The sequence below is a fragment of the Bradyrhizobium sp. CFUWI genome, assembly GCF_056429085.1.
In genome coordinates, this window is sequence record NZ_JBWJZE010000017.1 from 51,782 (window position 1) to 71,905 (window position 20,124).

General features: G+C 59.1%; 15 protein-coding genes and 1 tRNA gene. 8 read left to right on the plus strand and 8 right to left on the minus strand.

Annotated features, from left to right (window positions below; translation table 11 throughout):
- Positions 1 to 14: 14 nt before the first annotated feature.
- Positions 15 to 845 carry a 23S rRNA (guanosine(2251)-2'-O)-methyltransferase RlmB gene (gene rlmB, locus AC066S_RS29575; protein WP_478271296.1) on the minus strand — a complete coding sequence of 277 codons (831 nt, stop codon included), beginning with the start codon at positions 843 to 845 and terminating at the stop codon, positions 15 to 17.
- Between the two features lie 207 nt (positions 846 to 1,052).
- Here rlmB and AC066S_RS29580 point away from each other — a divergent pair.
- The 3 genes from AC066S_RS29580 to mdoH all read left to right on the plus strand — a co-directional run bounded on the left by AC066S_RS29580 (position 1,053) and on the right by mdoH (position 5,126).
- Positions 1,053 to 1,138, plus strand: a tRNA-Tyr gene (locus AC066S_RS29580).
- Positions 1,139 to 1,500: 362 nt separating this feature from the next.
- Positions 1,501 to 3,012 carry a glucan biosynthesis protein G gene (locus tag AC066S_RS29585; RefSeq protein ID WP_126257988.1) on the plus strand — a complete coding sequence of 504 codons (1,512 nt, stop codon included), beginning with the start codon at positions 1,501 to 1,503 and terminating at the stop codon, positions 3,010 to 3,012.
- Complete coding sequence (gene mdoH / locus AC066S_RS29590; RefSeq protein ID WP_126257989.1) at positions 3,000 to 5,126, plus strand: glucans biosynthesis glucosyltransferase MdoH; 2,127 nt, start codon at positions 3,000 to 3,002, stop codon at positions 5,124 to 5,126. Before AC066S_RS29585 ends, mdoH begins: the two co-directional genes overlap by 13 nt.
- Positions 5,127 to 5,967: 841 nt before the next feature.
- Here mdoH and AC066S_RS29595 read toward each other — a convergent pair.
- The 3 genes from AC066S_RS29595 to AC066S_RS29605 form a co-directional block, all read right to left on the minus strand.
- Positions 5,968 to 6,510, minus strand: a complete 543-nt coding sequence (locus AC066S_RS29595; RefSeq protein ID WP_164718662.1) for a hypothetical protein — start codon at positions 6,508 to 6,510, stop codon at positions 5,968 to 5,970.
- A gap of 340 nt (positions 6,511 to 6,850) precedes the next feature.
- The gene (locus AC066S_RS29600; RefSeq protein WP_135169293.1) at positions 6,851 to 7,156 is read right to left on the minus strand and encodes a hypothetical protein; all 306 of its coding nucleotides are present in this window, start codon (positions 7,154 to 7,156) and stop codon (positions 6,851 to 6,853) included.
- 636 nt (positions 7,157 to 7,792) lie between these two features.
- Positions 7,793 to 8,008 (minus strand): hypothetical protein, encoded by a 216-nt coding sequence (locus tag AC066S_RS29605; RefSeq protein WP_126257992.1) that lies wholly within the window; start codon positions 8,006 to 8,008, stop codon positions 7,793 to 7,795.
- Between the two features lie 1,151 nt (positions 8,009 to 9,159).
- On the opposite strand from AC066S_RS29605, the gene AC066S_RS29610 reads away from it, so the two are divergent.
- Positions 9,160 to 10,278, plus strand: a complete 1,119-nt coding sequence (locus AC066S_RS29610; RefSeq protein ID WP_478271297.1) for a serine/threonine protein kinase — start codon at positions 9,160 to 9,162, stop codon at positions 10,276 to 10,278.
- Positions 10,265 to 11,338 carry a nucleotidyltransferase family protein gene (locus AC066S_RS29615; RefSeq protein WP_126257994.1) on the plus strand — a complete coding sequence of 358 codons (1,074 nt, stop codon included), beginning with the start codon at positions 10,265 to 10,267 and terminating at the stop codon, positions 11,336 to 11,338. The genes AC066S_RS29610 and AC066S_RS29615 overlap by 14 nt, the downstream gene beginning before the upstream one ends.
- A 129-nt stretch (positions 11,339 to 11,467) precedes the next feature.
- On the opposite strand, the gene AC066S_RS29620 is transcribed toward AC066S_RS29615, so the two are convergent.
- Positions 11,468 to 11,851 (minus strand): H-NS histone family protein, encoded by a 384-nt coding sequence (locus tag AC066S_RS29620; protein ID WP_126257995.1) that lies wholly within the window; start codon positions 11,849 to 11,851, stop codon positions 11,468 to 11,470.
- Between the two features lie 720 nt (positions 11,852 to 12,571).
- Between AC066S_RS29620 and AC066S_RS29625 the strand changes: the two genes are divergently transcribed.
- Complete coding sequence (locus tag AC066S_RS29625; RefSeq protein ID WP_126257996.1) at positions 12,572 to 12,940, plus strand: H-NS histone family protein; 369 nt, start codon at positions 12,572 to 12,574, stop codon at positions 12,938 to 12,940.
- A 51-nt stretch (positions 12,941 to 12,991) separates the two neighbouring features.
- On the opposite strand, the gene AC066S_RS29630 is transcribed toward AC066S_RS29625, so the two are convergent.
- The 3 genes from AC066S_RS29630 to AC066S_RS29640 form a co-directional block, all read right to left on the minus strand.
- Positions 12,992 to 14,458 (minus strand): exopolysaccharide biosynthesis polyprenyl glycosylphosphotransferase, encoded by a 1,467-nt coding sequence (locus tag AC066S_RS29630; RefSeq protein ID WP_126257997.1) that lies wholly within the window; start codon positions 14,456 to 14,458, stop codon positions 12,992 to 12,994.
- Between the two features lie 168 nt (positions 14,459 to 14,626).
- Positions 14,627 to 16,621: a hypothetical protein gene (locus AC066S_RS29635; protein ID WP_478271298.1), complete on the minus strand. Its 1,995-nt coding sequence runs from the start codon at positions 16,619 to 16,621 to the stop codon at positions 14,627 to 14,629.
- An 89-nt stretch (positions 16,622 to 16,710) separates the two neighbouring features.
- Positions 16,711 to 19,035, minus strand: coding sequence for an AAA family ATPase (locus tag AC066S_RS29640; protein WP_126257999.1), 2,325 nt, complete (start codon positions 19,033 to 19,035; stop codon positions 16,711 to 16,713).
- A gap of 260 nt (positions 19,036 to 19,295) precedes the next feature.
- Between AC066S_RS29640 and AC066S_RS29645 the strand changes: the two genes are divergently transcribed.
- Entirely contained in the window at positions 19,296 to 19,562 is a 267-nt protein-coding gene (locus AC066S_RS29645) for a hypothetical protein (protein ID WP_135169297.1), read from the plus strand.
- Positions 19,559 to 20,116 (plus strand): dTDP-4-dehydrorhamnose 3,5-epimerase, encoded by a 558-nt coding sequence (gene rfbC, locus AC066S_RS29650; RefSeq protein WP_126258001.1) that lies wholly within the window; start codon positions 19,559 to 19,561, stop codon positions 20,114 to 20,116. Before AC066S_RS29645 ends, rfbC begins: the two co-directional genes overlap by 4 nt.
- Positions 20,117 to 20,124 lie beyond the last annotated feature (8 nt).

Here is a 20,124-nt window from a genome sequence, read left to right on the forward strand (position 1 = left end):
CCGTGGCTCGCGGCCTACCGCTTCATCAGCCCCAGCCGGCTTGCCCCGACATAGAGCGAGAGCACGGCGGCATTCGACACGTTGAGGCTCTTGATCTCGCCGGGCATGTCGAGCCGCGCCACGACGCTGCAGGTCTCGCGGGTCAATTGCCGCAGACCTTTTCCTTCGGCCCCTAGCACGAGCGCGAGCGGCTCGCGCAGCGCGACGTCCGAGAGGTCCTCGCTGCCTTCGCTGTCGAGCCCGACGGTCTGGAAGCCGCGTTCGTTCAGCGCGGTGAGCGCACGGGCGAGGTTTTGCACGGTGACCATTGGCACCAGCTCGAGCGCGCCTGAGGCGGCCTTCGCCAGCACGCCGGTCGCTTCCGGACTGTGGCGCGCGGTGGTGACGATCGCCTTGACCGCGAACGCGGCGGCCGAGCGCAGGATGGCGCCGACATTGTGGGGGTCGGTGATCTGGTCGAGCACCAGCACCATGCCCTCCTGCTTCAGGGTCTCGATATCGGGCGAGGGCAGGGGATCGGCTTCGGCGAGCAGGCCCTGGTGCACGGCGTCGGGCGAGAGCAGACGGTCGATCTCCTGAGGCCGAACGATCTCGGGCGTGACTGGGGTCGCGATGTTGTCGGCCGCGAGCCGCTTCGCCGCGTTCTCGGTCAGCGTCAGCTTGCGGATCCGCCGCTCCGGATTGGCCAGCGCCATGGTGACGGTGTGCCAGCCATAGAGGATGACCGGCCCGTCGGGGTGCGAATCGCGGTCCCGCCAGGCTGGCCGGCCGGCCGATTTGACTGGTCTCTTGAAGGGCTTAGCCCCGCCGCGGGGACCCTTTGGTGCGAATTTTCGATCCTTCATGGGCTCGCTTGTGTCACGGGTCCCGGAATATGGCAATTTGAGTGCCCGCAAGGGCGATTTTAGCTGTTCGCCTCGGTTGACTTTGCCCCATCGCATCGCCCATAAACGCGCCCGGTCGCACCCCCATCCGGGCTGTCGCGGCCTTCACGTTCCATGGCCGTCTTCGGTCCGCCGGCAAGGTCCGGCCCGATTGTGCTGCCGTCGAGCGGGGGAGTGTCCCGAGTGGCAAAGGGAGCTGACTGTAAATCAGCCGCCTCATGGCTTCGCAGGTTCGAGTCCTGCCTCCCCCACCATCTAACTGTATGTGAATACGCGCCTTTAGCTTCGCAGTCCGGCCGCAATGCGAGGTTTTGACATGCGTCCAGTCTGCCAACAGCGCTGCGCCCCCCGAGATAGCCGCTGAAGACGGCCTCGGCGAGAGCCGGTGCGGCCTGCTATGCGACTTTCCGAAATCACCGACGTCCTCGGCCATCTTCATCGTCTCTTCCTAGAAGTTCGCGTTCGCGCCTTCTTGACCTCTGGACCGTGCGAATAAGCCGCGAGTCGATCAAAGCCGTTGCGCACTTGTCGACGCGCCGGTGATAGCCGGCGGTGGAACTCGCGGGCCCCGCGGTCGTTGCTTTGGCCGCGGTAACAGTAACGGGTAGGAGAGCGCGTGAACCGACGCCAGCTTGTTCGAGGGTCGGCGGTGCTGCCGACGTTGCTGCTCGCTTGGCGAAGCGGTTTCGCCGCCGCCGGTCCGTCCGCTGGCGCGTTCGGGCCATCAACGGTGCGGGACCTGGCCCGTATGCTGGCGGGCAAACCGTACGAGGCTCCGGACGAGAAGTTGCCGAGCGGATTGAACGACATCGACTACGATCAATACCGTTCGATCCGCTTTTTACCCGAGCGCGCGCTTTGGCGCGGAAAGAATCTTCCGTTCGAAGCGCAGTTCTTCCATCGCGGCTTCTTCTACAAGAACAGAGTGACCATCTTCGAGGTCGCGGACGGAAAGGCCACCGAGTTCAAGTACCGCAAGGCAGACTTCTCATTCGGCGAGAAGGTCCCGGCGTTCGAGGACATCGATCTCGGCTTTGCTGGCTTCCGCATACATGCGCCCATGAACCGCGCCGATTATTATGACGAGGTCTGCGTCTTCCTGGGCGCGAGCTACTTCCGCGCCGTCGCCAAAGGACAGACGTATGGGCTTTCCGCCCGGGGACTTTCGATCGATACCGGCGAAGCCAAGGGCGAGGAGTTTCCGCTCTTCAAGGCCTTCTGGCTCGAACGGCCGGCGCCGGGTGCGACATCGTTGGTGATCCATGCTCTGCTCGACAGCAAAAGCTGCGCTGCAAGCTACCGATTCACAGTGCGCCCCGGGGAAACGACCGTCTTTGACGTCGAAATGTCGGTCTACCCGCGCGTGGAATTGCAGCGTGCCGGACTAGCGCCGATGACCAGCATGTTCTTCTACGGTCCGAACGACCGGAATGACATCGATGATTTCCGCCCGTCGGTCCACGATTCGGACGGGCTTGCGATCTTCAACGGGAAGGGCGAAAGCCTCTGGAGGCCGCTCAGCAATCCCCGTGACCTCCAGATCAGCGCCTTCCAGGACCTAAATCCGCGCGGGTTCGGGTTGATGCAGCGGGAGAGAAACTTCTTCGCCTATCAGGACATCGAATCCAGCTTCGAAAAACGCCCAAGTCTCTGGATGGAGCCGATCGGGGATTGGGGCGAGGGCGGGGTCATGCTGTTCGAGATCCCGACAAAGGAGGAGGTCCACGACAACATCGCCGCATTCTGGCGGCCAAAAAACCCGCTGCAGGCTAAGGGCGAACACAACTACACCTATCGGCTGCATTGGGGTCCGGATAGTCCGAAAGCGCATTCGCTCGCACGCTTCACGCGCACAGGCATTGGGGCCAGGGGCGAAGACGCCCGCCTCTTCGTCCTGGAAATGGCTGGCGAGAACCTGAAAGGCGTCGATCCTGCGGGCGTCAAGGGCGTGGTGACGGCTGATAAGTCCGAGGTGAAGAACATCGTCACGCAGCCCAATCCCTACACTGGAGGTTGGCGGCTGAGCTTCCAGTGCCAAGTGAAGGGGGGACCGATCGAGCTGCGGGCGTATCTGGCCGCAGGTGACAAGCCCCTGTCGGAAGTTTGGGTCTACCGATGGGCACCTTGAGCACGGCACCGCGACCGATCGCCGGTGACATCGCAAGCCAACGCCTCTTGCCGCCCGAATCCCCCCTTCCCATGGCTCCCGGCGATTTAGGAAAGAGCCGGGTATCGGACCGCGTTCCTGCGCCGGTCGCCACCACGATGGCTTGGCGGCGCGGCCTCATCCTCTTCTCGACGGCGGCGCTCACGGGCACGGGCGGGTACGAGATGTATCGCGTGCTGCAGGTCGGCGGCGTCACCGTTCTCGAAGCCATGGTGCTGGCGCTGTTCCTGGTCCTGCTCGCTTGGGTCGCCTTTTCGTTCGCGTCCGCGGTGGCAGGCTTCTTTGTGCTGCTGGTCCATCGTCCAGACGAGGACGACGTCGCGTCTGTCGCGAAACTGCCCGCTATCGCAAGCCGCACGGCCATGCTGCTTCCAACCTACAACGAAGACCCGCACCGATTGACAGCCCGGCTCCGTGCGATGATCGAATCCCTGGAGGCGACCTCTCACGGAGAGCTGTTCGACTGGTTCGTTCTGAGCGACAGTACCGATCCGGACATCTGGGTCGCCGAAGAAAAAGCGCTTCTGGCGTTGCGACAGGCCGTCGGAACGCCACGGCTATACTACCGTCACCGCGCCGACAACACGGCCCGGAAAGCCGGCAACATCTCCGAGTGGATCACGCGGTTTGGCGGTGTCTACGACTTCATGATCGTGCTCGACGCAGACAGTCTCATGAGCGGGCAGACCATCGTACGATTGGTGCATGCCATCGAGACCAATCCGACGGCCGGGCTTGTTCAGACGCTCCCCATGATCGTCAACGCTCGCAGTCTGTTCAGCCGCGTCCAGCAATTCGCCGGCCGCCTGTACGGACCGATGATCGCCGCCGGCGTCGCCTGGTGGCATGGCTCCGAAGGCAACTACTGGGGACACAACGCGATCATCCGGGTCAGCGCGTTTGCCGAAGCGGCCGCGCTGCCGCAGCTTCGGGGACCGAAGCCGTTCGGCGGGCACATCCTCAGCCATGATTTTGTCGAGGCCGCACTGATGCGGCGGGCCGGATGGGGCATCCACATGCTGCCGACGCTCGGCGGAAGCTATGAAGAGGTGCCGCCTTCGCTGCTCGATTTCGCCGCGCGCGACCGACGCTGGTGTCAGGGCAATCTTCAGCATCTGGCCGTGGTCCCTGCGCGAGGTCTCCATTGGGTGTCGCGCCTGCATTTCATAGTGGGCATCGGGGCATATCTGACGGCGCCGCTATGGCTGCTGTTCCTGCTGCTGGGAATGCTGATCTCGCTGCAGGCCCGCTTCGTGCGCCCAGAGTATTTTCCCAAGGGCTTCTCGTTGTTTCCGGCGTGGCCAGCCCAGGATCCCGTGCTCGCCATCTGGGTGTTCGTCGCGACAATGGGTCTGCTGCTGGTGCCGAAGCTGCTCAGCCTGGTTCTCGTTTGGACGCGGCAGTCGGTTCGAGGGCAATTCGGCGGCGCATTCCGAGTCCTGGCCGGCGTTTTCGCCGAGATCGTCGTCTCGGCGTTGTTGGCGCCCGTGATGATGATATTCCAATCGGTCGCCGTCCTCGACATCCTCGCCGGCCGCGATGCGGGGTGGCAGACGCAGAGGCGCGACGACGGCACGGTGGAGCGTCGCGAGCTCTATCGGAAATACGGCATCCCGACCGCGTGCGGTGTCGCTATGGCCGCAAGCGCGTACGCCGTTTCGCTGCCCCTGTTGCTCTGGATGTCGCCGGTCATTGTGGGACTGCTGTTCGCAGTTCCCATAGGTGCCCTGACTGCCGGTCCCTCTCCCAGCAAACTTTTCATAACGCCCGAAGCAGCGAAGCCGCCTCCGGTACTGCATCGAGCGAACGAATTGAGCGCGTTGGCCGATGCAGGGGTCAAACCCGCATTGGTGGCGTTGCGCGAAGACGCCGCGCTCTCGAGCTTCCATCTCGCGCAGCTGCCGCCTCCTCGCGCCATTCGGCCCGACACGATCGACGCGCACCTGGCGGTCGGGCGCGCCAAGATCGATGCGAGCGATACTTTCGAGCAAGCCGCAGCATATCTTTCGTCCCGGGAGGTTTTTTCGATCTTGAGCGACCGTTCGGTGCTGTCGACAATGCTGCAGAAGCGATGAAGACGCCCAGGGGCTCGGAGACCTGGCCTAGGCTAGGGCTGTGGTCTTGAAGAGAAGGCTGATATCCGCGGCCCTTCAAGAATGTAGATGCTTTCTCTGAATGGCCTCCATTACCCGCTCTTTCAAATCATGGAGTTCCGTAGTCGACATCTGCCGTGCATCGAGGTGCCATACCCTGGCTTGTTCCTGTGGCTGAGCCCCCGATAGCGTTTTGATCTGAATCGACCGGGTAATGGGCGGGAAGAGGTCTTTTAAGGTGCAAACTAGCTTGGAATGAAGGCGCTTTTGCATGCGATCCCCGTTCCGCTGAACAAGCGGCAATCGGGAAAAGTTGGCATATGCCGTCCTTGCAGGATGGTCAATTTTGCTCACTTTCAGCGGGCAGACCGGATTTCGCCGGTGCCTGCCGCTCCTGAAACTCCGCTCGTAGTGGGTGCTCCTCCGCAGATTTCCAGAAGCGCTTCCTTTGAGCACGGGTCACCCGTGAGCGCCGCTGCTGACGGGCCGCCGCTTCAAGCCGGCGGAGTTGTGCGGGGGGCGGTCTGCATGTCACCTGCTTTCATCGCAGCGGCGGGGAATCTCGTTTCGATCGCGGTGGCGATCGGCATGTCAGTCTGGCGGGCGGCTGCCGCCAAGAACGTCGAGACCTATGGTTCGGCGCGCTCGCAATTGAGCAGTTTGTCAGAGTTGTTGCGGCCTCAGCCGCGGCAGTGGCCCAGGACCGCAATAGGTCACCAGCTGGGCTCGGGGGTAACGGGGCCACTGCCGCTTTCTTCAATAGCAGGCATTGCAATCCTCGCCCAGATTGAGGGCCGTTAGGCCAACGGTCGTGCGAACTGTTTCAACCCGCACCACGAGGATTGACAACCGTATAGCCACGTAATGATCGTGGATGCATTCTCGTCGCGCGTCCGCCCGAGTTGGCATCATACGCCATCCAAACATCGCCTTCGAGATGCTGTTCTAGAACGAAGACATGCCCGCGCCGCGCCGCGACCATTCCGGGCGCGGGCGAGGTGCGCGGGAAGCGTAGCCAGTTGGCCGCGAGATTTAATTCAGGCACGACACGACCAAACACTCGCAGCGCCGCGCCACAACCACAGAATGAAGACGGGCAGCCGGCCGGCCGACCGCCGACGATCCGGCTGTCAGCACGGGCGTTCACCGCCGCTACGCTGCTCGACGTGGTTAGTGCAAGTTGCTTTGAGCGATACGCCTGCAGTGAGTGATGTAAAACTTGTTGGCGGCGCGCCTGCGTGGACGAGAAGTCACATGGCATGATGACATTGCACTCGGGCGCGTGGCTGATGCGGTAAGGTCTTGCTTCTGAACAGATCGTGCTGATGACAACGAAGAAACACGCAGAAAATACTTGCTTGAACATTGCAGGTCTCCGAGCTGAGATCCTGCCCCGCCCCAAGCAACAACCAATTTTTGGGCTGAAAAGAGGCTAAAATGCCAGCAATCCCGCTACACTCTGTCAATCCTCACGGCCAGACGTTGCGGCTTAATGAGCGAACTCGTTGAGGGAGTGCGCCTTGAACCTCTCGCATTGAAAGCCTAGCGCGGGTCAAAGCGTTGATGCGCTCCAGGCCAGCCAACGCCCGGTTTGCTCTCAATCGCGGACACTGAGAGTACTCAGCTTTGCTATCGGCAGGCGGTCGGCGAGAGCGGTTAGCGCGGAAAATTCGTGCGCCTGGCGACTATAGCGCGGCGAATTGCTATCACTGCATTTTTCGCCCGAGGTCTCTCAGCAGTGTGTGGAGAAAGTCACTGGCATGGTCGTATTGAGCGTTGCCGCTCGTGATTGGACGAACGAGCGGATCCTTTAACCGACCGACGGCTTCGGAGCCGACCAGCTCAGTTCTGTCCGACCAGTGCAGCAATAAAGTATCGGGTACATCATCTGCAGATCCGAACAGCCTTAAGAGGCAATGTTCGCCCTGAGATTTATGATCGCGATGAGCCTTTGCCGCATAGAAAGCGAGCAGCCCACGGAAGGCATCACGGGAAACAGCAGGTCTTCCCATTTGAAGTTCCCCCGAAAGAATAGATTCTCAGCAATAGATTCTCAGTAAAAGCAATCTGCAGCCTCAGTGCGGGAAAATCTAGCAAAAATTCAATTCGCCCATGGCGTCACTAAAATGGTTCATGATCGCGATTAAACTGAACGGTCAGTGCTCATTACCTATCTTATAAAAAAGCCTCTCCCGAACACATCGGTGCTGGTTTTAATCCAGCCAGCATAATGACCATAAATGCATTGACTTGGGAAGCCCGCGCGCCCGATCCCTCGCTGCTCGGGACCCTCGCGCGCGCGGCGACGACGCTGACCGCCGTTCTTCCGAGCACCGCGCTTCCGCCCTTCGTACTCTCTCGCGGAGTCGCTTCAATTGAGCCAGCAGGCTAACGAGTTCGGTCCTTGTGTCATTCAGAACAACCAGGCTGCAGACCTTACCACTCACTAAAACACCCTCTGCCGAATTCCGTGACGGAAGCTTGGCTGTGTGACGATCTGCCAAGACCGTCTAAGCGATGGAGTCTCGAGCGTCCGTTCGCTCTACGACGACACCCGGAAATGTTTTCGATGTTCTGATGCGTTGCGACCGAAATGCCTGGAGAACATGGGAATGAACGCACTCTCTGAAACGGCCCCGGCATTTGCATCAGCACGAGGGAATAGCACCAAGGACATCCGACGTCCGAACGATTGGCTCGTCGACCCAGGCCTCGCGGGCGAACCAGTTGTGATTGGCCTCACAGATTGGACAACGAGTATTGCCGAAAAAGACGATGCTCCGAAGGAAAGTCTCGCGATCGGACTTGATGCCGGTAGGAATGGCGCGACCCGTTTGCGGACAGTTGACCATGATCATACCCATGTGTGCCTCCCTCAAACATATTGCTGAAACAAGAAGGGGCCGGTCGGCTGGAGTGCGCTCTCGTCGGTGCGGGTGACTTGGGGGGCATCGCACCTGGGGTCGTTGTGCGAGCAATGGGCAGCTTGCTCGTGACGACGCTTCTCCAGCCGACCGGATCTCCTGCTTGGCGAATTCCTGGGATATTGCCGACTTGGGGCTCGGCAAGCCTGAATGGTGCTTCGACCTCAACCGAAAGCTTCTGGGAGGTCCCTCACAATTATCATATCCAAATCCGGGCGACTCGAGATCCCCGCGACTCGAGCCGAATATTCCGCTCGCAACGAAACCATTATCTTCCTCTTGACGGAAAGATCAGCCCACTGGATCACAGGTCGCACTCCCCTCACACGCGGTTGGTTAATATTTCTCTGTTTGCGTTTAATGTGCAAATCAAATCTGCGCTGTCGGTCCGGTTTGCGACTCTCGCCCGATTTATTTTTTGCGGGGGCGCGGGAGCGATGTCGTCGATCGAAAACGTCGGCCTATTCTAGTAAATTCGGTATCTCCGATTCTTGGCCATCGGTCCGGTGCGCGCCGATCGGGCCTTTTGGAAGCGAGGGTCGGTGCGCGGTTAAACTATGAAATAAATTTTGATTATATGGTAAAGTGCGTAAATCTCGTTGTTAATGGCTGCCGTTCACGTAAGCTGAGCTCGTCCCAGGTTCGTTCGGCTGGAGGAGACAATGTGGAATTTAACTCTTGGCGAGTACGACCTCGCCCCCGATGCCCCGCAGTTGGCCCAGATGCGCGCGGAATTGGCAAGTATCAGGGAGAAGGAGCGCATTCTGCGAGAACGCGGTGCCGATCGTGAGGCCTATCGGTACCTCTTGGATGCTCATCGGTTGAGCGCGAGCGAGCTTTCGTTGAGAGCAGGTGTTGAACATTTCTCCGCAGGGAGAGACGAGGGCCGGTCAGCTGCGGCATGACTGACCGGAATTGTTATTTCGAAACGAGACCGATTGGGCGAGTTGTGCCCGGCAGATGGGAATTGCGCGCCGCGACGGGTCAGATGGTACTTCGTTCGGTGCCGAGCGCCGCGACGCCAGCGCCCCAGACGCTGGCGTCGCCGCATCGGTACTGGCGAGGCGGATTTCTTCACATTGGTTGGAGCCATGCTGGAAAGATCGTCGGCAGAGATGGTGTTGAGACCGGCTTCGGATGCAGTGTTCGCGCTGCTGAACGGTCGATCAACGCTCTTCAGCGAAGCAGGGCAGAAGATCTTTGAGCTGGACCGAGTAGGAGCATTCATCTGGTGTAAGCTTGCGCAAGGTGCCTCGTTGGAAGACGCCTATCAGGATCTTGGGGCGCTAGGCATCGACGAGCACACGGCACGCCAGTTCACGCGACAGCTTGTAGATGTCTGGATCGATCGGGCGTTGCTCGAGGTCGACGGGCGAATGCCGGCCGATTTTGCCTTCTCAGCGGTTCTGGGCCCGCTCAGAATAGGAGTCCGGGCTGCAAGTCGGGACCTCTTAAGACGGCTGCATTCGCTGTTTTGCGTTTCCGACCAGAGCGCCCGCGGCGACGACGACATAGCGATCGAGGCGATGATGCTGGATGAGCAGGTGCTGTTGCGCGGAGAGAATTCCAGCATCTCCAGATGTGAAGTCGAAGCACTGGCACCCACGGTCAAAGCTCACATCACCGAGCGGCTTATTCGAAGCAATCGCTGGACCTTCTCTCTTCATGCCGCTTCCCTCGTGAAAGACGGTGAAGGCCTGTTGTTGTGCGGCCAACCAGGAGCTGGAAAGTCGACCCTCACACTGCAGCTGGTGGACGCCGGACTTCGGTATGCCGGGGATGACGTTGCGCTGGTTGGGGCTGACGGAACGATCTGCGGCATTCCGTTTGCTCTCACCTTGAAGGAGGGGTCGTGGGACTTGCTCTCGCGACTACATGGTGACCGGTACGACACGACGCATTGCCGCGCGGACGGCATTTCGGTGCGCTACGTGCCCATTCCGGATGCGCACAACCAAAGCGTTTCCGCGAGTTGGCTCATCTTCTTGAACCGGGTCGAGAGCGGTCCGGCCGAATTGACCGCGATAGACCAGCTGGATTCGATGAGGCGGCTCATTGGGAACGCATTTGCTGCTGACGGAAGACTTTCGCAGGCCGGCTTCGTCGCTCTGAAGCGGATAGTCACGGGCGCGCGATCCCTTCAATTGACCTACTCCGAAGCCGTGGAGGCTCGGTGCGTGCTTATGGATCTATGCAATGGCAAGGCATAGCGCGGCGCTAACGAGCCTCTGCAATTGCCTGCAAGGCCTGCCGCCTGTCGATATCGAGTGGACTTCGGTCATAGGGCTTGCAAATCAGACTCTGACGACGCCGGCGCTCATCGATTTTGTCGATAAGTTTGCATCGATCCTTCCGGAGGACGTCAGCCAATACATTCGGCAGATCCACGGCCGAAACGTGCTGCGCAACAATCGGCTCCTCCTTCAACTCGAAGAAGCCGTCGTTGCGCTGAATGGCTACGGCATTACGCCAATCCTGCTCAAGGGGGCATCAACGCTGGCGACCGCGCACGAGGCGCGACGAGGCGTTCGATTGATGTCCGATCTGGATATCATGATCATGCCAGATGAGGCCAGGACGGCGGTCGCCGCTCTATGTGCAATTGGTTACGATATTCATGCCCAGGCCCCGCCCGAAAGCCAGCGGTGGCATGTCGATTTGATTCGCTCGCAGGATGTCGGGGCCATCGACCTGCAAACGGCAGCTCCAGGTCCCGCGTACCTCTATCAGAGCTTCGGGCAGGCGCTGGACCATTGTGTCCCTGCGCCGCTGGGGCGGGGACGCGTTTACATCCCCACGCCTATCTACGGCGCCCTCATGTTGATCATCCATGATCAGTTTCAAGACTATGGTTATTGGCTCGGCGATCTCGACCTGCGGCACCTTGTTGAATTGCGCGATCTAAACAATTCTGTCGATGGCCTCGATTGGAGGGAGCTTACCTCTCTTGTCCCGGGCGAATTGATGAAGAATGCGGTTGAGACCCAGCTGCTCGCTCTTGCCGAGTTGCTTGGCGTCGACATTCCGCGAGAGTTGCGCTCTCGTCTGATTCCCCGTCTGCAGTTCGTGCGGCAGTTGCTGCAGGCACGCTTTCCAGCCACTCGTGTGCCCTTCCTCGCGATGATGGTGCTGGATCTCGGAAACTACCGAAAGGTGGCGAACGGCGCCATCCCACCCGCGCGCCGGCGCGGGTTGTGGTCCTTGCCGAGGATGGGAACCCTGCAGTTTCTGCTGGAGGCGGCCGTCGCGGTGCGCGCAGGGAAGGCCTAAACCACTTCGTCGTTTGCGGCAGATGCCCTCGGCTGGCGCTTCAATTACAGCGTTCGGAGCAAGTTAGCGGGCTTCCAGATCCGTGGGCCGACGATATCGCGCATGCCGGCATTTGCCGTGGCAGAGCTATCAATGCTCGTGACCGCCAGCATCCCGGTGGGAGGCTTCGCCGTTCTCGTGAATCCTGAACTCGTCCAGCGTGTGCCCCGAGTGGAGCGCGGCGACCAGCCATCGCGGCTGTTTACCACGCCCAGACCAAGTCTCTGTCGGTTTGAGGGGGTTGAAGTATTTCGGTACGACCTTTGGGTATTTGCGGCGAGGGGGCTGGCCCGGGCCCGTGGCTGTCGCCCCGCCCTCCGCCCCGCCGAATTGATCCGGTTGATTGAGTTGCGCCAAGCGCTTCTCCAACTCCCGCTTTTCGGCTGTGATCTTTTCAGCGAGAATCTTTGTTAGCTCCTCGTGGAGGAGCCATAGTTCTTCGAAATCCATGGCTTCGAGATCCTGCCTGCGCATAACATTCTCGGCACCGTTCGACCGTCGCTCCCCTGCCTGTCGTCTCACGCCGAATATCGCGTTTCGAATGGCGAACAACATTGGCAAGGCAAGGGCTGGTCTTTCAAATTGACGCGACAATAAATAAATAATATATTATTTAATATATATAGCGAGGATTATTTTTATCTGTTTATTTGATGGGTGAGGGAATCTTGCTGGAAGCTCCAAGAGAAACATTGGATATTATCGGCTGCCCACTGGGGCGTATTCGAGCGGCGGTGAGTCGGTTTATCGCTCCCTCGGCTGCATCGACCGACATCCGGGCTTTGCAGTTACAGATCCAGCTGCGAAGGCTTGCTCTGAGAGACATCGCGGTCATAAGCGCGCGGTTGCAGCGTGCCGATGGTCGGAGCTCAGGCGGATTGCCAGCAAAGGCCGGCCTGGCGCACCGGTCATATTCGTCGAGGGCGCGGCGTGGCAGATCGATCGCGCGCCCCGGTTAACAGCCAATTTTCGCTTGAGGGAAGGCGCCGGTGCACGTAAAGCGCGTGTTCTTAGCCTGTGCTGTTATTAATTGGGCGGATAATGTATTTTTTGGTCTTGATTGGAACCGGCGGCGCAGCTATGTGGAGGGCGAACTTTCTGCCGGTTCCACATATTTCTGCGTAAAACCCGACGCTGGGGGCTTGATTATCGGGCAGGGGCGATATTAAATGGGCGCAACTACAGGATGCTAGCATGTCTACCAAGAAGCTCGAACTAGAAGCGATGTCCATCGACGATCTATGGTCGCTTCATGAGGAAATTAGCGGCATTTTGTCGGATCGGATCAAGGCGGAAAAGCAGGAGCTGGAGAAGCGTTTGGCGGTTCTCGGCGGCGGGATGGCTATGTTGGCCGAGGCAACCGGGCCGGGCGTCTCTCCGACCGGCAAGCAAAGGCGGAAATATCCGCGCGTACTGCCGAAATATCGTAACCCGCAGACTTCCGAAACCTGGTCGGGACGAGGCAAGCGGCCGCGTTGGTTGGTCGCTGCCATGAAATCCGGCCGTCGGATCGAGGATTTCCGCATCGGGGAGGCGGCTCCGAAGCTTCGGCAGCGGGCGTGAGAGCTGGTTGCGCCAGCGGGCTGGCGCAACTTGGTGTATGGCGATCGGGTCCTAGTAAGCATTGCGCCCCCGCAACACTTCCAATGGAGTTCGCAACAGGATTGCGAGATCCAGCCGAAGGCTCCAATTGTCGATATACCAGAGATCGTACTCAACACGTCTCTCTACCATGGTCGCTGTAGGCGTTGGTCCACGGCAGCCATGGATTTGAGCCCATCCTGTCAATCCTGGTCTCACTCGGCGTCGGAAGGCGTACTTCCGGACGAGCTTGTCGAACTGTCCGTCGTGGGCCAAGGCATGGGGACGCGGGCCCACCAGCGACATACTGCCCTCAAGAACATTTAGCAGCTGTGGCAGTTCGTCAAAACTCGTCCGACGCAGCCATTTGCCCACCCGGGTGACGCGTTGGTCCAGTGGGGTGGCCTGAGCGATTACGCTGCCGTCCTCAAGCACATGCATCGTTCGAAACTTGCGGATTGAAAATACTCGGCCATTGAAGCCGCATCGTCGTTGCTTGAAGAGGATCGGGCCGGGAGAATCCAGTCGGATCGCGACGGCGGCTATCGCGAGAAACGGTGCAAGGACTGTCAAAGCAAGTCCCGCACCGATAATATCAATTGTTCGTTTGCTCGCGCGCTCGATTGCGGTGAGGGGGCCGGGCTGGATCTCTAGGCAAGCGGCACTTCCCAGGCTCCTTGCCGGATGTCGAAGCAATTCCGATGCAGCGCCAACCGGGACGAACATGATGGGGAATGGCAGCACTCTCAGATCTGAGATAAAGGCACGAAGGTCGGCCCATCGTGCAGGATTGGCCTCCAGCACGATCTTATCGACTTCGGAATTACGAATATGTTCGATCACGCGGGAGCTGAGCTGTTTTCTGGAACCAGGGTCCGAGCCCATCGCAGGCAAATCAAAGCGGCCTTTGACGCAATAGCCGAGGACCGCAAGGGCCTCCGACAGACCTGCATGACTCGACGGCGGCTGATCGGTGATGAGGACGAGACTCGTCCGCGCGAACCTCCTGCCACTGAAGCATTTTATCAGCAGTTCCCTGGCAACGCACCGTTGCACGATCAATGATGCCAGGCCGAGTACCGCAAACAGGAGGCCGGCGCCTCGGAAGAAGCTCGGATTGTCATCGAGCATCTCCACAGTGGCGGCCAGGACATGCAACAAAATCCACGTGAGGCAGATGCCGCGAACCTGGCTTCGAAGTACCAGGAGTTCGGTTGGCCGATACAGTCCCCTGCCTTTCAGAATGTAGACCAAACACACTGCTGCTGCCGCCGCGTAGCCGAATGTTTGGATTAGACCGGCTTGTGGCGGGCCGCCGGGTGAAAGTAGCGCGGAAAGGAAACCGGCGAATAGAATGGTCGCGATATCGGCGCAGATCACTACAAACTCGACCGAGTCGTACCGGACGGGCCATTTCCCTTCATCAGCAATGGGCGATGGGGAGTCGACGACAGTTAGAGCGCTCCCATCGTCTGCGATATGCCGGTTCATAAAATTCATGGCTAACCAACAAGAAACGGAAGGATGATTTAATATACTACCATTTTAAATATAATAGCAATTGAATCGATGGATTCAATAAAATTAATCGGAGCTATTCATGCTGGCACGATATCAATTGGGAACGACCTGGGCGCGATCGTCCGGAGGCACGTTGCCGAAAAACGGCTATGGGCTTCGCGAGCGTAACTTCTGAACGTAACCTGGATCGAGCTCCAAAATCGAGCTGTCGGCAAACGCCCTGCCGTCTGCTGACGCCGATTGGTATGCGGCGGCGATGGCTGGCTGGAGCGGGGGCCGGCCAGTAATAGCAACTTTAAGGTCGCGCCGGATAAGATCTCGAAGCTCAGGCTCCTTGATCGCAGCATCAGTGCCGAGAGCGACGGAAAGCCGTAGTGGAATGAGTTCCACCGCGTTTGGTGCAGTATAGTAGGACATCTTAAGTAAGCTTGTCGTGTCATAAGGCGCCGCGTGCTGCTTTGAAAGCGCCGCAAGCATGAGCCAAACGTCGCCCCGAAGGGGTGAATATTGCAGCACCGCAGAAAGAGCGTTCAAGTTCGTGGACCGGCTGATCTCGGCTGCCTTGTCGGACTTGAGGGGCAGAATTGCAGTGAATCCTGAGGCAGTCGAGGCATGCTCGCGCGTGGATTGGTGCGTTGAGGCCAAGGCTTCATTCGAGCCGGCAACCGATGTAACTGAGAGTCGATCACTGAAAGGCCACCTTTGCGAGACGATCCAACCCGTTTGCGCAGCCAACAGCAATCCGATCATCGTCAGAGCAACGCGGGTCGGAGGCCATCGGGAAGCGAAGACAGGCCAAGGAATCCGTCGCGCGGCCGTGGTTTGGGCGCTGGTCTCCGTAGGCGGCCGCAACTCGATGGTCTCCACGTCGCGAGCCTTCCCCGACAGGCTTTGAGCAAAAGCCAGGCCGAAGACCGCCGCCACCAACAGTGATGCCCATAAATCGAGAAGGCTGTTTTCGGCAAAGGCCAGTATTGTCAACGATACGGAAGCGCCGGCGCCGACGGCTGGGTATAAGTAGGAGTGATTGCGAGACAAGGCGCGCCCGAACAACATGCAGGCGCTCGTGACGGTAACAATCAACAGGCCACAAAGGAACGTACGTCCCATTTCGACCGCGACCGCTGCGGCGGCGGTCGGACGTTCGCGCATTGCGAGCATGCCAACGTCCGCATAAATCGGCAGAAGCGCAACAAACGTACCTGCACCGCTCCCGATCGGGTGAGTGTCCTGTAGCATCCGCTCAGTTGCTGCCCGAGTCTGCGTCGACAGGGCAGTCGTCAGGTCAGAATTCCGATTAATTGGAATGAAGGTGAAGCTGGCGACGAACAACATGGCGGCGGTCGCGAGAACGCCAGCTCTACCCCACAGGCCAAAGAACCATTTGCGAATAGCGACCACTGTGAGGATGGTCGTCATTCCGAGCAGGACGGCAATCAGCGCGATCCAGCCGCCACAAAGCGCGGCCGCCGCAACGGAGACGATCAATGATAGAATGGCGCAGGTCAAAATGACGAGCGGTCCTGCCGGCGAGCGGGGGGACCTTCTAGGCCGCCGGAATTGGTCGACCGCACGGACAGCCATTGCAGTGGAGAGAAGGGCACCAAGTGCCGCCGCAGTCGATGTCCAGACTTGTTCGGCGGGCCAGGAACCACTCTGATTGCTACTTCTCCATACCGAAAAGATGCAGATGGCCGCGGTGATCGATACGAGGATATAGAGGACCTGCGCCGCCCTATTTTTGTCCAGAGTAACGACTGCGGTGACGAGGCCCGCAGCGAGGACAGCGTTGTAATGCGAAAGCGCCAGTATCGTCTCGCGGACATCAACCGAGAACCTCTCTGCGAGAGGTTGGTCTAGGGCTGCCGATGCAGTCGCCCAGATATGATTTCCAAGGCCACGGAGCGGGATCGGAACCACCTGCAAGGCAATCCAGAGCACGGGCGCGGCGAGAGCCAGAATGAAGAGGGGCCGCAGAAGCTTCGCGAAGGAAGCAAGGGTTGACGACGTGGCGAAAAGGCCGGCGGCCAGTATAGCGGCCGCAAGAACGCCCGATAGCGCCGCTAGACTCAGCAGATTCGGGACCACAGCAAAATCCGCAGCAACGGCCGCCAGCGTAGCGAGCACTGAAGACTGGAACATTTTACACCATCTCTGACTCGCCCAAAACGGAGAGCATATCGCAGAAGGTGCTGACTCCATCGTTAGGTGCGACGTAGGTCAAAGTCATCCTAAGAATCCGACAAGCCATATCTTAGGTAGTGGCTGTCATCGTAGTAATCACTTCGATGGGCGTCGTACCGTGCCATTGCCCTTATATCAGTCTTGTTGAGGACGACGCCGATCAAGGAATCGGAGATGGTCGGCGCAGTATGCAGGGCATGCTGAACTACATCGATCTTGGTCCGTCCCCATTCGACGACGAGAACGTAGCAGTCGATCAACGGCGCAGTGACGCGCACATCCACCAGAGGCGAGAGCGGAGGGAAGTCCACAATGACGTAGTCGTAGGACTGCCGCAAGCGATCGAATAGTTTGGTCATGTTCTCGGCGGAAAGGATCTCGCTCGTGTGAAGCAGGTGTCCACGCCGGACAGCTGGCAAGAATGCGAGATTGGTTCTGGGATCGTGCCACAGCGCTTCTTCGAGCGAGTGCTTTCCGTTTGCCACCTCAATCAATCCAAATGCAGCTTTCGGAGCCATAGCCGCAGAAAGCGAAGGGTTTCTGAGGTCGCAATCGACTACGATAGCCCGCTTTCCGCTATGTCCGATGAGGTGAGCCAGAGAGGCTGCAATCGTCGTCTTGCCCTCATTTGGCAGAGCCGAGGTGATTCCGATCACCTGGTTGGAGGCCCTCGCGGGGGTGTGGTCAATAGCAAGCTTGATCGAACGGATGGCTTCCGTGAAGCGGGAGAGGGGCATTCCGATGACGGTTCGGTGAAGCGCTGGCACGGTTGACATCGTGCGTGATCGCAGATCTTCATCCGCTTGCTGGGATCGGACGGTCGACTTCTGCGCCTTCGGGGGCGACAGCAGAGGGATCAGCGACAAGCAGGGTAGCTCCAGTGCGGCCTCCACCTGTGAAGACGTGCGAAAAACTCTATCCATGAGATCTCTCAGAAGAGCCAAGCCGATCCCGAGTGCGAGTCCAGCGACCAGGCCGAAGCTCAGCACCAAGTTTGCCTTCGGCTTGCTCTTGCGCTCTGGCGGGGCGGCGGGATAGATCACCCGTGTTTCCGAAATCGGAAATGTCTCCTGCTGAGTCGTCCCCATGGAGTGTTGCAGAAACGCCTCATGCATGGCGCGCAGACTTCTCGCTCGGCTCTCCAACTCCCGTATGGTTAGCTCTGCGGAGTTCGTCAGGCGCGATTGCGAGACGGCTCGGGCAAGCTGCTTCTCCAGTTCCTGCTGCCGCTGCTGAGCAGCTTCCAGTTCATTTCTGCTGGTTTCGGCGAGCCTCTTGACCTCTTCGAGGATAGACGTGCGAATGTCACGTATCCGACCCCGCAGGTTGACAACCGCCAAATGGTCGCGCCCGAACCGGGTTGACCAATCGCCTTCGCGACGTGACAACTCGAGATATTGCTGGCGAAGCGTAGTGATAATCGGACTCTGGAGGACATCGGCGCTCGCCGCGTCAGGAGCGCTGATGGTGGAGGAGCCAGCTGCATTGGCGCGCAGGACCGCGTCGTAGCGATTGAACTTGACCTGTGCATCGGAGGTCAGGGTTCGGGCGGTTACCAATCGCGCGCTGAGATCGTTGACAGGCTGTTCGTCAATCAATTTTCCGCCTGTCGAGACGATGTTGTTCTGGGACTTGTATGCGCTCACGGCACGTTCGGCCGTTAGCGCTTGCTCATTGAGATCCTGGAGACGTTCTTGCAACCAACTGGCTGCCGTTCGCGTGGCCTCGAACTTCGAATTCATTTGGTCGTTAAGGTACGCGTTAGCCACGGCATTCGCGATCTCTGCCGCGCGTTCCGCGTTGCTCGAACTGTAGCTTACCTCGATGATCTTGCTATATCCGACCCTGTACGCGACGAGCCTGTCCAATAACGCGGCAATCGCGCTTTCCCGGGGCGTATCAGCCTCCGCAACGGGCTCCGGCTGCTGGTTCCGGTTTCGAATGCGATGCAGTAGCGAGCTGAAGGACCACCGCGAGCCGGAAAGATCTGGATCCTTGGCGAGATTTAGCTGCGTTATGACTGCCGCCGCAATTCCTCGCGACCTTATCATCTGCAGTTGCGTTTCGATTTGGGCCGCGTCGACGACGGGCTCCGGAAGAAGCGACTGTTGTTGAACGAATTGAGCGCGAGGATTCGACAGCAGGATTTGTACCTGGGCCGTGTAGGTGGGAGGAGAAAACCGCAGGTAGAGCAGCGCGGCAGCGAATACGAGAGCCGCGGTCACGATGATCATAAGATATCGACGCCTTACGAAGATGACCGCGAACTTGACAAGATCGCCGATTCCCCCGCCGTTGATGTCGTTCGACTGGGCCTGGCCGCCCAGAGGCAAGCGCGTTCTGTCGGTCTGTAGAAGATTACTCTGAAGCATGGGGTACCTGTCAGGCTCGGGAGCGCGTCGGATTGGTCGCCCGCATGAGGGCGTTTGGTATTTGATCTATTAAATTGAATGGTATCTCAAAAAAATATCATTGCCAAATTAAATATTATTCTGATATTAATTTGTGACCGCCGCGGAAAGGTGACTTGGCCTGTTCGCATGGTGCCGCTGCTGCGCCCGACGGCGTTCGGCGGATAGAATTTAAATGTAGACCTGGATCGTAGGATTAAAAGCCAGGCGGGAACATAGTGATGGTGAAGACAGTGTCGGGCCTCCCAATGACCGTGGAACGCCTCGAATGGGCCGCCTTGTTGCTGGCAAGGCGGGGCGATGCGAGTCCGCTTGAAGCCCGGGATTCCTCCCGCGCCGCAGAGGCGTGGCATGCGCACGTGCCGATCATGAGCTCGAACGACAACGGCAAGAGCAGTCTCGACGAAGGCATCTTCGATCAGTGGTTTGATGACCTCGTTGCGCCTTTTGTCGGGACTGAGCAGCACTTGGCCGAGGGCTTTCCATGATGGAAGTACGGTGTTTGGAGATCCCAGATGTTAAGATGATTCAAACGGAGCGATTATCGGACGCCCGGGGTTACTTCTGTGAGACGTTTCAGCGATCGGCCTTCGCGGAGAAAGGGATTCTCGTCGATTTCGTCCAGGACAATCAATCCAGCTCAGACAAGGTTGGGACAGTCCGAGGCTTGCACTTCCAGCGACCGCCTTTCGCCCAAGCCAAGCTCATACGAGTGCTAAGCGGTGCTATTCTCGATGTCGTGGTCGATCTTCGGCGTTCGTCGGCAACCTTCGGAAGGCATATAGCTGTCAAGCTGGATAGCCAGACCGGAGAGCAACTGCTTGTCCCGAAGGGCTTTGCGCACGGTTTCTGCACACTGCAACCAGAGACCGTCGTGTTCTACAAGGTCGACCAAGTCTACGCTCCAAGCCATGACGGAGGGCTCTATTGGGCCGATCCGGGACTGGCGATTGAGTGGCCGGTGACAACGGCCGAGGCCCAAGTGTCGCCAAAAGATAGATCCCTGCCCAGGCTGGACCAGCTTGCGGCCGTTTTCGAGTGATGGAGAGC

Bases quoted from the DNA above. Each gene is read 5' to 3' on its own strand.
- rlmB (WP_478271296.1), bottom strand. From the start codon at position 845: ATGAAGGATCGAAAATTCGCACCAAAGGGTCCCCGCGGCGGGGCTAAG.
- mdoH (WP_126257989.1), top strand. From the start codon at position 3,000: ATGGGCACCTTGAGCACGGCACCGCGACCGATCGCCGGTGACATCGCA.
- AC066S_RS29595 (WP_164718662.1), bottom strand. From the start codon at position 6,510: ATGTTCAAGCAAGTATTTTCTGCGTGTTTCTTCGTTGTCATCAGCACG.
- AC066S_RS29600 (WP_135169293.1), bottom strand. From the start codon at position 7,156: ATGGGAAGACCTGCTGTTTCCCGTGATGCCTTCCGTGGGCTGCTCGCT.
- AC066S_RS29605 (WP_126257992.1), bottom strand. From the start codon at position 8,008: ATGGGTATGATCATGGTCAACTGTCCGCAAACGGGTCGCGCCATTCCT.
- AC066S_RS29610 (WP_478271297.1), top strand. From the start codon at position 9,160: ATGCTGGAAAGATCGTCGGCAGAGATGGTGTTGAGACCGGCTTCGGAT.
- AC066S_RS29615 (WP_126257994.1), top strand. From the start codon at position 10,265: ATGGCAAGGCATAGCGCGGCGCTAACGAGCCTCTGCAATTGCCTGCAA.
- AC066S_RS29620 (WP_126257995.1), bottom strand. From the start codon at position 11,851: ATGCGCAGGCAGGATCTCGAAGCCATGGATTTCGAAGAACTATGGCTC.
- AC066S_RS29625 (WP_126257996.1), top strand. From the start codon at position 12,572: ATGTCTACCAAGAAGCTCGAACTAGAAGCGATGTCCATCGACGATCTA.
- AC066S_RS29630 (WP_126257997.1), bottom strand. From the start codon at position 14,458: ATGAATTTTATGAACCGGCATATCGCAGACGATGGGAGCGCTCTAACT.
- AC066S_RS29635 (WP_478271298.1), bottom strand. From the start codon at position 16,621: ATGTTCCAGTCTTCAGTGCTCGCTACGCTGGCGGCCGTTGCTGCGGAT.
- AC066S_RS29640 (WP_126257999.1), bottom strand. From the start codon at position 19,035: ATGCTTCAGAGTAATCTTCTACAGACCGACAGAACGCGCTTGCCTCTG.
- AC066S_RS29645 (WP_135169297.1), top strand. From the start codon at position 19,296: ATGGTGAAGACAGTGTCGGGCCTCCCAATGACCGTGGAACGCCTCGAA.
- rfbC (WP_126258001.1), top strand. From the start codon at position 19,559: ATGATGGAAGTACGGTGTTTGGAGATCCCAGATGTTAAGATGATTCAA.